This is a genomic window from Mycobacterium sp. IS-1742 (assembly GCF_001500125.1).
Taxonomy (GTDB): domain Bacteria; phylum Actinomycetota; class Actinomycetes; order Mycobacteriales; family Mycobacteriaceae; genus Mycobacterium.
The window spans coordinates 318,617-330,930 of record NZ_LQIV01000023.1; the positions used below are offsets into that span (position 1 = coordinate 318,617).

Below are 12,314 nucleotides of genomic sequence, written 5' to 3' on the forward strand. Positions count from 1 at the left end.
GCATACCCCGGAGCGAATGCGGGCAACAATGTGGGCATGGATTTTTTCTCGGTCTACCGGCACGGCTACGTGCGCGTCGCCGCGTGCACCCACACGACAGCTCTGGCCGACCCGGCGGGCAACGCCGAGTCGGTGCTGGGGTTGGCGAGCGAGTGCCACGACGACGGCGTGGCCCTTGCCGTGTTCCCCGAGTTGACGCTGACCGGCTACTCGATCGAGGACGTCGTGTTGCAGGACGCGCTGCTCGAGGCGGTCGAGGCCGCGCTTCTCGACATCGTCGTCCGGTCGGCGGACCTGCTGCCCGTGCTGGTGGTCGGCGCACCGTTACGGCACCGCAACCGGGTCTACAACACCGCGGTGGTCATCCACCGCGGACAGATCCTCGGCGTCGTCCCCAAGTCCTACATCCCCAACTACCGCGAGTTCTACGAGAAGCGTCAGCTCGCGCCCGGTGACGATGAGCGTGGTGAGATCAACCTTGCCGGTGTCGACGTGCCGTTCGGTCCGGATCTGCTCTTCGCGGCCGCCGATCTGCCCGCCTTCGTCCTGCACGTCGAGATCTGCGAGGACATGTGGGTCCCGGTGCCGCCGAGCGCCGAGGCCGCGTTGGCCGGGGCGACCGTGCTGGCCAACCTGTCGGGCAGCCCGATCACCATCGGGCGGGCCGAGGACCGCAACCTGATGGCCCGCTCAGCATCGTCGAGGTGCCTGGCGGCCTACGTGTATGCCGCGGCCGGCCAGGGCGAGTCGACCACCGACCTGGCCTGGGATGGGCAGACGATGGTCTGGGAGAACGGCGTGTGTCTGGCCCAGTCCGAGCGGTTCCCGAAAGGTGAGCGGCGCTCGGTGGCCGACGTCGACGTCCAACTGCTGCGCAACGAACGCCGCCGAATGGGCACCTTCGACGACAACCGCCGCCACCACCTGATCGACGAGGATTCGTTCCGTCGGATCGAGTTCACGCTCGACCCGCCTGCCGGTGACATCGGGCTGCTCCGGGAGGTCGAGCGATTCCCGTTCGTGCCCGTTGACCCCGCCCGACTGGAGCAGGATTGCTACGAGGCCTACAACATTCAGGTTGCCGGTCTCGAACAACGTTTGCGCGCATTGGATTTCCCGAAGATCGTGCTCGGGCTCTCGGGCGGCCTCGACTCGACACATGCGTTGATCGTGGCGGCGCGGGCGATGGACCGGGAGGACCGGCCGCGCAGCGACATCCTCGCGTTCACGCTGCCCGGGTTTGCGACCGGCGAGCGCACCAAGGACAACGCGACCCGACTCGCGGAAGCGCTGGGCGTGACCTTCGAGACCATCGACATCACCTCCACGGCCGAACTGATGCTCACGAACATGGACCACCCCTTCTCGCGCGGGGAGAAGGTCTACGACGTGACGTTCGAGAACGTCCAGGCCGGCCTGCGCACCGATTACCTCTTCCGCCTTGCCAATCAGCGAAGCGGGATCGTGCTGGGAACCGGAGACCTGTCGGAGTTGGCACTGGGTTGGTCCACCTACGGTGTGGGTGACCAGATGTCGCACTACAACGTCAACGGCGGGGTGCCGAAAACGTTGATCCAGCACCTGATCCGCTGGGTGATCTCGTCGAAGCAGTTCGACGACCGAGTCAACAAGGTGCTGCAGTCGGTGCTCGACACCGAGATCAGCCCCGAGCTGGTGCCCGCCGGCGAGGACGAGGAGATCCAGAGCAGTGAGGGCAAGGTGGGACCGTACGTCCTGCAGGATTTCTCACTGTTCCAAGTGTTGCGATACGGCTTCCGACCGTCGAAGGTGGCGTTCATGGCCTGGCACGCCTGGAGCGACGCCGAGCGCGGCGACTGGCCCGTCGGATACCCGGAGGACAAACGTCCGGAGTATTCGCTGAAGGAGATCCGGCACTGGCTCCAGGTGTTCGCCCAGCGGTTCTACTCGTTCAGCCAGTTCAAACGGTCGGCTCTGCCCAACGGCCCCAAGGTGTCCGCGGGCGGCTCACTGTCGCCGCGGGGGGACTGGCGGGCACCGTCGGACATGTCCGCGCGGGTGTGGCTCGACGAGATCGAGAACGCGATTCCGAAGGACTGACCGCAGTCTCGGCGCCGGCGGTCACAGCCGGCCGTCGACCCGCAGTTCCGGGTGCACCCAGTCGGGCGAGCGGCGCTCCTTGAACGAGCGGTAGCCCTCGAGCGCCTCGGGGGACGAATAGCTGGCCTGCATCCCGATCCGGTCGAACAGCCCGAGGTAGTTGTCGATGCTGGACTTGACCACGCTCCGTGCCTGCGGCGCGGTGCGGCAGCACTGGGCGAGCACCTCGCGCGCGGCGTCGAGCAGGTCGTCGTGGGGAACGATCCGCGCCACCATGCCCCAGTCGTACGCCTCCTGCGCGCTGAGGGTGCGGCCGGTCAGCATGAGGTCGCGGGTGCGGACCGGGCCGATGAGGCGGGTCAGCATCTGGCTGTAATACGTGTCGGCGATGCCGCGGAACAGCTCCGGCACTCGGAACGTGGCGCGGTCGCTGACGACCGCCATGTCGCTGCACAACGCGATCTGCAGGCCGCCGCCCTGACACAGGCCGTTGACCGCCGACACCACCGGCTTGACGGACTGTCGCAGGGTCTCGAACGGCGTCACGTCCATGCCGAGAGCCGATCCGAACGTCAGCCAGTTGTCGGTGGCGCCGCCCCCGCCCATATCGCCGCCGGGCGCGAACACGTCGCCGGTGCCCGTGATGAGCAACCCCGCCAGGTCGCGATCCGCGTCGACGTGCCGTACCGCGTACCGGATTCCGAAGTACATCGCCGGGGTCATCGCGTTGCGCGCCTCTGGCCGGTCGAGGGTGCACACCCCGAACGCCCCTTCGCGCGTGAACCGCAGATACGGCGTGCCCAGCCAGTCACCGTCCGGGGGCCTCGGGGCGTCGTGCTCCGCCATCGCTTCTCCTGTCAACTCGAGGGTCCTCCCAGCGCGTCGTCGATCGCTTCCGCTGTCGGCGCACAGTCGCCGGCGCCGGGGACCAGGGTGGCCAGCGCGCCCGCGACGCACGCACTGCGCAACGCGTCCTCGTGCCCCGAGCGCCAGTGCGCGGCAAGCACGCCGGCGAACACGTCACCGGCGCCGGTGGTGTCGACGGCCTCCACCGCGGGCGCCGGGATGTCGAACCGTTCCCCGTCGCCGAGGTAACTCGCCCCCCGGGCACCGCGGGTGATCACCAGATGCGGGACCGGCCAGTGCCATTCACCGGCCTCGGCCTGGTTGACCACCACCACGTCGGCGACTTCGGACAGCCGCAGCAGTTCGTGGGGCGGAGCGCCAACGGGTGAGGCGTTCACCATCACCAGCGCTCCGGCGGCGCGGGCGACGCGGGCCGCGTCGTTCGCCGTGGCCGGCGGGATCTCGAGTTGCAGCAGCACGACATCGGCCGCCTCGATGACCTCGCGCACCGCCGCGGCGGCCACGCTCAGGTGCGCGTTCGCGCCCGGCGCGACGACGATGGCGTTCTCCGCGGCGGAGTCGACGATCACCACGGCCGAGCCGCTCGGACCCGGCACCGTCACGACGCCGTCGAGGCCGACACCGTTCTCCCGCAGGTGGGTGCGCAGCTGACCGGCCGCCGGATCGTCTCCGAGTGCGGCCACCAGCGCGACCTCGGCGCCGGCCCGCGCGGCGGCGATCGCCTGATTGCCGCCCTTGCCGCCGGGGGAGGACGTCACCGACGACGCGAGGACGGTCTGGCCGGGCCGCGGCAGCGCGGGCACCGAGAAGCGCAGATCGGCGTTCACACTGCCCACCACGCAGACACGCGCCGCCGCCATGGGCGTAACGCTAGACCAGCCGATGACGACGGCGACCCTGACACGCGTCGAGTGCCCCCGCCACCTTCGATACGCTGGACTGATGAGTGTGCACGCCCCCGCAGCCGCCGACCTGCGCACCGAGGTCCACGACGCCGCCCGCCGGGCCCGGGTCGCCTCGCGCACCCTGGCGACGCTGTCCACCGAGACCAAGAACCGCGCGCTGCGGGCGGCCGCCGACCGGGTGCTGATGGATGCGCACCTCATCATCGCGGGCAACGAGCGCGACCTCGAGACGGCCAGGGCGGCGGGCACACCGGACGCCATGCTCGACCGGCTGGCACTGAACCCCCAGCGCATCGACGGCGTGGCCGCCGGGCTGCGCCAGGTGGCCGGCCTGCCCGATCCGGTCGGTGAGGTCCTTCGGGGGAACACACTGGTCAACGGACTGCAGCTGCGTCAGCAGCGGGTGCCGCTCGGCGTGGTCGGCATCGTCTACGAGGGCAGGCCGAACGTCACCGTCGACGCGTTCGGGTTGACGCTGAAGTCCGGTAACGCGGTGCTGCTGCGCGGCAGCTCGTCGGCGGCGCACTCCAACGCCGCGCTCGTCGACTCGCTGCGCGCCGCGCTGATCGCCGAGGGCCTCGAGGCAGACGCGGTGCAACTGCTGCCCAGCCACGACCGGGCCAGCGTCACCCACCTCATCCAGGCCCGCGGCCTGGTCGACGTGGTGATCCCGCGCGGCGGGGCGGGCCTGATCGACGCCGTCGTCCGCGACGCCCAGGTCCCCACGATCGAGACCGGCGTGGGCAACTGCCACGTCTACGTCCACTCCGCCGCCGACCTCGACATGGCGGAGAAGATCCTGCTCAATGCCAAGACCCGGCGCCCGAGCGTCTGCAACGCCGCCGAGTCGGTGTTGATCGACGCCGCCATCGCCGAGCACGCGGTGCCGCGGCTGACCAGGGCGCTGCAGGACGCCGGGGTGACCGTGCACGCCGAGCCGACCGACGAGGAGCTGCGCGCGGAGTTCCTGTCGATGGACATCGCGCTGGCCGTGGTCGACGGCGTCGACGCCGCGATCGCTCACGTCAACGAATACGGCTCGGGACACACCGAGGCCATCGTCACGGCCGATCTGGCTGCCGCGCAACGGTTCTCCGAACGGGTGGACGCGGCTGCGGTGATGGTCAACGCCTCGACGGCGTTCACCGACGGCGAGCAGTTCGGCTTCGGCGCCGAGATCGGCATCTCCACGCAGAAGCTGCACGCCCGCGGACCGATGGGTCTGCCAGAATTGACCTCGACCAAGTGGATTGTGTGGGGAGACGGCCACACCCGCCCTGCCTAGATCGGAGTTCTATCCGTGAGCGTCCCTGCACGTCCGGCGCCGCTGTTCGCCGACATCGACGATGTCGCGCGCCGGCTGGCCGAGACCGGCTACCTACCCGACACCGCGACGGCCACCGCGGTCTTCCTCGCCGACCGGCTGGGCAAACCGCTGCTGGTGGAGGGGCCCGCGGGTGTCGGCAAGACCGAACTGGCCCGCGCGGTCGCCCAGGCCACCGGCTCCGGACTGGTCCGCCTGCAGTGCTACGAGGGGGTGGACGAGGCCCGCGCGCTCTACGAGTGGAACCACGCCAAGCAGATCCTGCGGATCCAGGCCGGTAACGCCGCTGACACCGGCGACTGGGATCGGACCAAGCTCGACGTGTTCAGCGAGGAGTTCCTGCTGTCGCGGCCGCTGCTGACCGCGATCCGGCGCACCGATCCGACCGTGTTGCTGGTCGACGAGACCGACAAGGCCGACATCGAGATCGAGGGTCTGCTGCTCGAGGTGCTGTCGGACTTCGCGGTGACCGTGCCGGAACTGGGCACCATCAAGGCCGAACGGACACCGTTCGTCGTACTCACCTCGAACGCCACCCGGGAACTCTCCGAGGCGCTCAAGCGGCGCTGCCTGTTCCTGCACATCGACTTCCCCGACCCCGACCTCGAGCGGCGCATCCTGCTGTCCCGGGTGCCGGAACTGCCCGAGCACCTGGCCTCGGAACTGGTCCGCATCATCGGCGTGCTGCGCGGCATGCAGCTCAAGAAGCTGCCCTCGGTGGCCGAGACCATCGACTGGGGCCGCACCGTGCTGGCGCTGGGCATGGACACCATCGACGACGCGATGATCGCCGCCACGCTCGGTGTGGTGCTCAAACACCAGTCCGACCAGCAGCGCGCCGCCGGAGAGTTAAGGCTCAACTGATGCCGCCGCGCCGCGTCCGACCGCCACAGCCGCTCGCCCCGCACGGGATACCCGGCCACCTGGTCGAATTCGTCGAGGCGCTGCGCGAACAGGGCATCTCGGTGGGTCCGTCGGAGACCGTCGACGCCGGACGGGTGATGGCCGTCCTCGGACTCGGTGACCGGGAGGTGCTGCGCGAAGGCCTCGCCTGCGCGGTGCTGCGGCGCCCGGACCACCGCGACACCTACGACGCGATGTTCGACCTGTTCTTCCCGGCGGCGCTGGGCGGCAAGACCGTGCTGTCCGACGACGAGGAGGCGGACAGCGACGAGCAGGGCCTACTGCCCGAGGACGTCGAGGCGATGCGCGAGGCGCTGCTGAAGCTGCTCACCGACAACCCCGACCTGGCCGAGATGGACGACCGGCTGACGGCGATGATCGCCCAGATCGTCGAGTCCTACGGTCGCTACAACTCGAGCCGGGGGCCGTCGTATTCGTCCTATCAGGCGCTCAAGGCGATGAGCCTGGACGATCTGGAGGGACGCCTGCTGGCCGGTTTGCTCGCGCCCTACGGCGACGAACCCACCCCCACCCAGGAGCAGATCGCCAAAGCCATTGCGGCGCGGCGGATCTCACAGCTGCGCAAGATGGTCGAAGGGGAGACCAAGCGGCGGACCGCCGAGCAACTCGGCCGGGAGCACGTGCAGATGTACGGGGTACCCCAGCTGTCGGAGAACGTCGAGTTCCTGCGGGCCTCCGGTGAGCAGCTGCGCCAGATGCGCCGGGTGGTCGCTCCGCTGGCCCGCACGCTGGCCACGCGGCTGGCGGCGCGCAGGCGCCGGTCCCGGGCGGGCGAGATCGACATGCGCAAAACGCTGCGCAAGTCCATGTCGACGGGGGGAGTGCCGATCGACGTCGTGCTCAAGAAGCCGCACCCCGCACGGCCGGAACTCGTCGTGCTGTGCGACGTTTCGGGGTCGGTGGCCGGGTTCAGCAACTTCACGCTGATGCTCGTCCACGCGCTGCGCCAGCAGTTCTCGCGAGTCCGCGTCTTCGCCTTCATCGACACCACCGACGAGGTCACCGCGTTGTTCGGCCCGGACGCCGATCTGGCGGTGGCCGTGCAGCGCATCACCCGCGAGGCCGGCGTGTACACCCGCGACGGGCACTCCGACTACGGAAACGCCTTCGCATCGTTCGTGCACAAGTATCCGGAGGCGCTCTCGCCGCGCAGTTCCCTGCTCGTCCTCGGTGACGGGCGCAACAACTACCGCAACCCGGAGACGGAGTTGCTGGCCAGGATGGTCAACGCCAGCCGCCACGCCCACTGGCTCAATCCCGAGCCCAGACACCTGTGGGGCAGCGGGGACTCGGCGACGCCCCGCTACGAGGACATCATCACCATGCACGAGTGCCGCTCGGCCAAACAGCTGGCGGCGGTGATCGACCAGCTGCTGCCGGTCTAGTCCCGGAGCCGCTCTGGTCGCGACCAGTCACAGGGCAGCGCCCGGCTGCCGTAAGCTCGCTGTTCGTGCAATCCCGTCCGTTGAGCCGTTCGCGCGAGGAGTCGCGGACGCGCAGGCTGGGTGTGATGGGCGGCACGTTCGATCCGATCCACCACGGACACCTGGTCGCCGCCAGCGAGGTGGCCGACCTGTTCGAACTCGACGAGGTCGTGTTCGTGCCGACCGGACAGCCCTGGCAGAAGCACGACCGGCGGGTCACCGCGCCTGAGGACCGCTACCTGATGACGGTGATCGCCACCGCGTCCAACCCCCGGTTCTCCGTCAGCCGGGTCGACATCGACCGCGGTGGTCCGACCTACACCAAGGACACGCTGCGCGATCTGCACGAGCTCAATCCCGACGCCGAGCTGTACTTCATCACCGGCGCCGACGCGCTGGCCTCGATCCTGTCGTGGCAGAACTGGGAGGAGATGTTCTCGATCGCGCGGTTCGTCGGCGTCAGCCGACCCGGGTACGAGCTGGACGGCAAGCACATCTCGGCCGCCATCCGGGAACTTCCCGACGACGCGCTGTCGTTGGTCGAGGTGCCGGCGTTGGCGATCTCGTCGAGCGACTGCCGCAAACGCGCCGTCGAGGCGCGGCCGATCTGGTACCTGGTGCCCGACGGGGTGGTGCAGTACGTGACCAAACGCAGGCTCTATCTTCCCGAACCTTCTCCAGAGTTGAGGACTTCCGAATGACCGCCTCCGACGAAGCCATCCAGATGGCGACGGTCGCCGCCCGCGCGGCATCGTCGAAACTCGCCGACGACGTCGTCGTCATCGACGTCTCCGGCCAGCTCGTCATCACCGACTGCTTCGTCATCGCCTCGGCGAGCAACGAACGCCAGGTGAACGCCATCGTCGACGAGGTGGAGGAGAAGATGCGGCTGGCCGGGCACAAACCTGCCCGCCGGGAAGGCACCCGCGAGGGCCGGTGGACCCTGCTCGACTATGTCGACATCGTCGTCCACATCCAGCATCAGGACGAGCGCAACTTCTACGCGCTGGACCGCTTGTGGCGCGACTGCCCGACCGTCCCGGTCGAACTGGACGGTCACGCGTGAGGGTGCGCCGCCTGGTGCTGCTGCGGCACGGCCAGACCGAGTTCAACGCGGGCAGGCGCATGCAGGGGCAGCTCGACACCGAGCTCTCGGAGCTGGGGCGCGAACAGGCGGTCGTGGCGGCCGAGGCGCTGGCCAAACGTCAGCCGCTGCTCATCGTGTCCTCGGATCTGCGGCGCGCGCTGGACACGGCCGTCGCGCTCGGTGAACGTTCGGGGCTGCCGGTGTCGGTCGACACCCGGCTGCGGGAGACGCATCTGGGTGACTGGCAGGGGATGACCCACGTCGAGGTCGACGCCGTCGCGCCGGGCGCCCGGCTGGCCTGGCGGGAGGACGCGACGTGGGCCCCGCACGGCGGGGAGAGTCGGGTCGACGTGGCGGCCCGTAGCCGTCCGTTGGTGGCCGAACTCGTTGCCGGACAACCCGAGTGGGGTTCGGATTCAGACGGTCACGAGCCCGACCGGCCCGTCGTGCTGGTGGCCCACGGCGGGCTCATCGCCGCGCTGACCGCGGATCTGCTCGGGCTGCCGGCGGACAACTGGCCGGTGCTCGGCGGGATGGGCAACGCCAGTTGGGTGCAGCTGTCGGGGCATTCGCAGCCCGAGGCCGGGCTCGACGACATCCGTTGGCGGCTCGATGTGTGGAACGCCTCGGCGCAGGTCGGCCATGACGTCCTCTGAGCCGAAACCCGCCCGCCGGACACTGCTGGTCTTCGCCGATTCGCTGGCCTACTACGGCCCGACCGGCGGTCTGCCGTCCGACGATCCCCGCATCTGGCCCAATCTGGTTGCGAGCGAACTCGGTTGGGATCTGGAACTCATCGGCCGCATCGGCTGGACGTGCCGCGACGTGTGGTGGGCGGCGACCCAGGACCCGCGGGCGTGGGCGGCGCTGCCGCGCGCCGGTGCGGTCGTCTTCGCCACCGGCGGCATGGATTCGCTGCCCTCACCACTGCCCACCGCGTTGCGGGAGCTGATCCGTTACGTCCGTCCGCCGTGGTTGCGGCGGTGGGTCCGCGACGGCTACGGCTGGATCCAACCAAGGCTGTCGCCGGTCGCCCGGGCCGCGCTGCCGCCGCACCTGAGCGCGGAGTACCTCGAGATGACCCGTGGCGCCATCGACTTCAACCGCCCCGGCATCCCGATCGTCGCGGCGCTGCCGTCGGTGCACATCGCCGAAACCTACGGCCGAGCGCATCACGGCCGGGCCGGAACGGTGCGGGCCCTCACGGAATGGGCCGCCGAGCACGACGTCCCGCTCGTCGACCTCAAGGCCGCCGTCGCCGAACAGGTCCTCGGCGGGCACGGCAACCCCGACGGCATCCACTGGAACTTCGAGGCACATCAGGCGGTGGCCGAGCTGATGCTCAAGGCGCTCGCCGAAGCCGGTGTGCCGCAACCGGGAGACTGACGCATGGCGGTCGTGGTGGTGACCGACGCCTCGTCCCGGTTGCCGGTCGAGGATCTGCAGCGCTGGAACATCCGGCAGGTGCCCCTGCACGTGCTGGTCGACGAGCACGATCTGCGCGACGGGGTCGACGTCATCCCGAACGACATCCACCAGCGCCCGCACGTGACTACCTCCGGTGCCACACCCGGCGAACTCGGCAAGGCCTACCGGCGGGCGCTGGCCGACAGCGGCGGCGACGGTGTGGTCGCGGTCCATCTCTCGGCGGCCCTGTCGAGCACCTTCAGCTCCGCGGTGGCCGCGGCCCGCGAATTCGGATCGGCTGTGCGCGTGGTGAACTCGCGCTCGGCCGCGATGGGGGTCGGCTTCGTGGCGACCGCGGCGGCACGTTGCGCGGCCGCGGGCGGTGACCTCGACACCGTCGAGGCGATCGCGCGGTCGGCGGTCCCGCGGGGGTCGGCGTTCATCGTGGTACACCGGCTCGACAACCTGCGGCGCAGCGGGAGGATCGGCGCGACGTCGTCGTGGTTGGGAACGGCGCTGTCGCTGAAACCGTTGCTGCGCATCGACGTCGACGGCCGGCTCGAACTCGCTCAGCGCATCCGGACGGTGTCGAAGGCACACGCCGCACTGGTCGACCAGGTGGTCGAGGTCGTCGGGGACCGCCGCGCGGCCGTGGCGGTGCACCACGTCGACAACCACGACGCCGCCGACGCCGTCGGCGCGGCGCTGACCGAGCGGCTGCCGCAGATCGAGACGCTGACGGTCACCGATATGGGCCCGGTGCTGGCGATCCACCTCGGTGCCGGCGCCGTCGGCGTCTGCGTCAGTCTCTCGGACTGAGGCGCGCGCCCGAGACGACGGTTGGTCTCGACGGTGGCATCGGTAAGTGGTAACTTACGGTTCGTGGTCACTTACCAAGTGGACGCCGCCTGGGAGGCGATGGCCGATCGCACCCGGCGCACGATCGTCGAACGGCTCGCGCTCGGCCCGTGTGCGGTCGGGGAACTGGCTCACGATCTGCCCGTCAGCCGCCCGGCGGTCTCCCAGCACCTCAAGGTGCTCAAGCGCGCCGGGCTCGTCCACGACCGACCGGACGGTACGCGACGCGTGTACCAGCTGGACCCGTCCGGGCTGGCGGCCATGCGCGCCGATCTCGACCGGTTCTGGATCCATGCGCTGGCCGGATTCAAGGAGATCGCCGAGCGGCGGGAAGGACAGGATCGATGAAACCCGTGCAGAGCAACACCATTCGCCACGAAGTGACGGTCGACGCCCCACTGGCGCACGCCTTCCGGGTGTTCACCGAGCGGTTCGGTGACTTCAAACCGCGTGAGCACAATCTGCTCGCGGTGCCGATCGCCGAGACGGTGTTCGAGCCGCGCGTGGGCGGCGACATCTATGACCGCGGCGTCGACGGCAGTGAGTGCCGGTGGGCCCGCGTCGTGGCCTACGAGCCGCCGGACCGCGTGGTGTTCACCTGGAAGATCGGCCCGACCTGGCAGCTGGAGACCGATCCGGGACGGGCCAGCGACGTGGAGGTGCGGTTCATCCCCGTGACCGCCGAGCGCACGCGCGTCGTCCTGGAACACCGCCACCTCGACCGGCACGGCGACGGGTGGGAGTCGGTCGCCGGCGGTGTCGACGGCGACGCCGGCTGGCCGCTGTATCTCGAGCGGTATCGAGGCCTGCTGACATGACCCCGCCCGAGTCGCTGAGGGCGCTCACGCACGCCGAGCGCGCCGATCTCGCCGAGTTTCTCGCCACCCTGACGCCCGACCAGTGGCACGCCCCGAGCCTGTGTACGGCGTGGACGGTCAAAGATGTCGTGGCCCATGTCGTCTCGTACGAGGAGCTGGGCGTCGCCGGATTCCTCGGGCGGTTGGCGAAGGGCCGCATCGCCCACGCCAACCAGGTCGGGGTCGACGAGTTCGCGCATCTCTCCGAATCCGAGCTGATGGACTACCTCGACCGTCACCTCGACCCTTCGGGGCTGACGGCGCGGTTGGGCGGGATGATCGGCTTCGTCGACGGCACCATTCATCACCAGGACATCCGTCGTGCGCTGAACCGGCCGCGCACCATACCGGCCGAGCGGCTGTCGCGGATCCTGCCGCTGCTGCCCGGCAACCCCACTCTGGGCGCGGGCCGGCGGATCAGGGGACTGCGGCTGCGGGCCACCGACGTCGACTGGACGCACGGCGACGGCCCCGAGGTGGCGGGTCCCGGGGAGGCGCTGATGATGGCGATGGCGGGCCGCCCGGCCGCGCTCGCCGACCTCGCCGGCCCGGGGAAAGCCGTTCTGGCGCAGCGGATGTGAG

Annotated in this window: 14 protein-coding genes; 12 read left to right on the top strand and 2 right to left on the bottom strand. The window is 69.9% G+C overall.

Annotated features, from left to right (window positions below; genetic code table 11):
- Window positions 1–36 precede the first annotated feature (36 nt).
- The gene (locus AU196_RS15985; RefSeq protein WP_059096107.1) at window positions 37–2,079 is read left to right on the top strand and encodes an NAD(+) synthase; all 2,043 of its coding nucleotides are present in this window, start codon (window positions 37–39) and stop codon (window positions 2,077–2,079) included.
- Between the two features lie 21 nt (window positions 2,080–2,100).
- Here the strand turns inward: AU196_RS15985 and AU196_RS15990 are convergent, their stop codons facing one another.
- Together AU196_RS15990 and AU196_RS15995 are read right to left on the bottom strand one after the other, a co-directional pair.
- On the bottom strand, window positions 2,101–2,925 hold the full coding sequence (locus AU196_RS15990; RefSeq protein ID WP_059096038.1) for an enoyl-CoA hydratase/isomerase family protein: 825 nt from the start codon (window positions 2,923–2,925) through the stop codon (window positions 2,101–2,103).
- Between the two features lie 11 nt (window positions 2,926–2,936).
- Window positions 2,937–3,806: a ribokinase gene (locus tag AU196_RS15995; protein ID WP_059096039.1), complete on the bottom strand. Its 870-nt coding sequence runs from the start codon at window positions 3,804–3,806 to the stop codon at window positions 2,937–2,939.
- A gap of 82 nt (window positions 3,807–3,888) precedes the next feature.
- Between AU196_RS15995 and AU196_RS16000 the strand changes: the two genes are divergently transcribed.
- From AU196_RS16000 to AU196_RS16050, 11 genes are all read left to right on the top strand, one after another.
- Complete coding sequence (locus tag AU196_RS16000) at window positions 3,889–5,136, top strand: glutamate-5-semialdehyde dehydrogenase (RefSeq protein ID WP_059096040.1); 1,248 nt, start codon at window positions 3,889–3,891, stop codon at window positions 5,134–5,136.
- Window positions 5,137–5,151: 15 nt separating this feature from the next.
- Window positions 5,152–6,039, top strand: coding sequence for an AAA family ATPase (locus tag AU196_RS16005; protein WP_059096041.1), 888 nt, complete (start codon window positions 5,152–5,154; stop codon window positions 6,037–6,039).
- Window positions 6,039–7,484, top strand: a complete 1,446-nt coding sequence (locus tag AU196_RS16010; protein WP_059096042.1) for a vWA domain-containing protein — start codon at window positions 6,039–6,041, stop codon at window positions 7,482–7,484. Before AU196_RS16005 ends, AU196_RS16010 begins: the two co-directional genes overlap by 1 nt.
- Window positions 7,485–7,564: 80 nt before the next feature.
- On the top strand, window positions 7,565–8,224 hold the full coding sequence (nadD, locus tag AU196_RS16015) for a nicotinate-nucleotide adenylyltransferase (RefSeq protein WP_082695736.1): 660 nt from the start codon (window positions 7,565–7,567) through the stop codon (window positions 8,222–8,224).
- On the top strand, window positions 8,221–8,589 hold the full coding sequence (gene rsfS, locus AU196_RS16020) for a ribosome silencing factor (RefSeq protein WP_059096043.1): 369 nt from the start codon (window positions 8,221–8,223) through the stop codon (window positions 8,587–8,589). Before nadD ends, rsfS begins: the two co-directional genes overlap by 4 nt.
- Window positions 8,586–9,266 carry a glucosyl-3-phosphoglycerate phosphatase gene (gene gpgP / locus AU196_RS16025; protein WP_059096044.1) on the top strand — a complete coding sequence of 227 codons (681 nt, stop codon included), beginning with the start codon at window positions 8,586–8,588 and terminating at the stop codon, window positions 9,264–9,266. The genes rsfS and gpgP overlap by 4 nt, the downstream gene beginning before the upstream one ends.
- Complete coding sequence (octT, locus tag AU196_RS16030) at window positions 9,253–9,996, top strand: diglucosylglycerate octanoyltransferase (RefSeq protein WP_059096045.1); 744 nt, start codon at window positions 9,253–9,255, stop codon at window positions 9,994–9,996. The genes gpgP and octT overlap by 14 nt, the downstream gene beginning before the upstream one ends.
- Before the next feature lie 3 nt (window positions 9,997–9,999).
- Window positions 10,000–10,836, top strand: a complete 837-nt coding sequence (locus AU196_RS16035) for a DegV family protein (RefSeq protein ID WP_059096046.1) — start codon at window positions 10,000–10,002, stop codon at window positions 10,834–10,836.
- Between the two features lie 63 nt (window positions 10,837–10,899).
- Window positions 10,900–11,223 (top strand): ArsR/SmtB family transcription factor, encoded by a 324-nt coding sequence (locus AU196_RS16040; RefSeq protein WP_059096047.1) that lies wholly within the window; start codon window positions 10,900–10,902, stop codon window positions 11,221–11,223.
- On the top strand, window positions 11,220–11,693 hold the full coding sequence (locus tag AU196_RS16045) for an SRPBCC family protein (RefSeq protein WP_059096048.1): 474 nt from the start codon (window positions 11,220–11,222) through the stop codon (window positions 11,691–11,693). The genes AU196_RS16040 and AU196_RS16045 overlap by 4 nt, the downstream gene beginning before the upstream one ends.
- Complete coding sequence (locus AU196_RS16050) at window positions 11,690–12,313, top strand: maleylpyruvate isomerase family mycothiol-dependent enzyme (protein ID WP_059096049.1); 624 nt, start codon at window positions 11,690–11,692, stop codon at window positions 12,311–12,313. The genes AU196_RS16045 and AU196_RS16050 overlap by 4 nt, the downstream gene beginning before the upstream one ends.
- The last annotated feature ends 1 nt before the right edge of the window (window position 12,314 follow it).

Bases quoted from the DNA above. Each gene is read 5' to 3' on its own strand.
- AU196_RS15985 (WP_059096107.1), top strand. From the start codon at position 37: ATGGATTTTTTCTCGGTCTACCGGCACGGCTACGTGCGCGTCGCCGCG.
- AU196_RS15990 (WP_059096038.1), bottom strand. From the start codon at position 2,925: ATGGCGGAGCACGACGCCCCGAGGCCCCCGGACGGTGACTGGCTGGGC.
- AU196_RS15995 (WP_059096039.1), bottom strand. From the start codon at position 3,806: ATGGCGGCGGCGCGTGTCTGCGTGGTGGGCAGTGTGAACGCCGATCTG.
- AU196_RS16000 (WP_059096040.1), top strand. From the start codon at position 3,889: ATGAGTGTGCACGCCCCCGCAGCCGCCGACCTGCGCACCGAGGTCCAC.
- AU196_RS16010 (WP_059096042.1), top strand. From the start codon at position 6,039: ATGCCGCCGCGCCGCGTCCGACCGCCACAGCCGCTCGCCCCGCACGGG.
- rsfS (WP_059096043.1), top strand. From the start codon at position 8,221: ATGACCGCCTCCGACGAAGCCATCCAGATGGCGACGGTCGCCGCCCGC.
- octT (WP_059096045.1), top strand. From the start codon at position 9,253: ATGACGTCCTCTGAGCCGAAACCCGCCCGCCGGACACTGCTGGTCTTC.
- AU196_RS16035 (WP_059096046.1), top strand. From the start codon at position 10,000: ATGGCGGTCGTGGTGGTGACCGACGCCTCGTCCCGGTTGCCGGTCGAG.
- AU196_RS16045 (WP_059096048.1), top strand. From the start codon at position 11,220: ATGAAACCCGTGCAGAGCAACACCATTCGCCACGAAGTGACGGTCGAC.
- AU196_RS16050 (WP_059096049.1), top strand. From the start codon at position 11,690: ATGACCCCGCCCGAGTCGCTGAGGGCGCTCACGCACGCCGAGCGCGCC.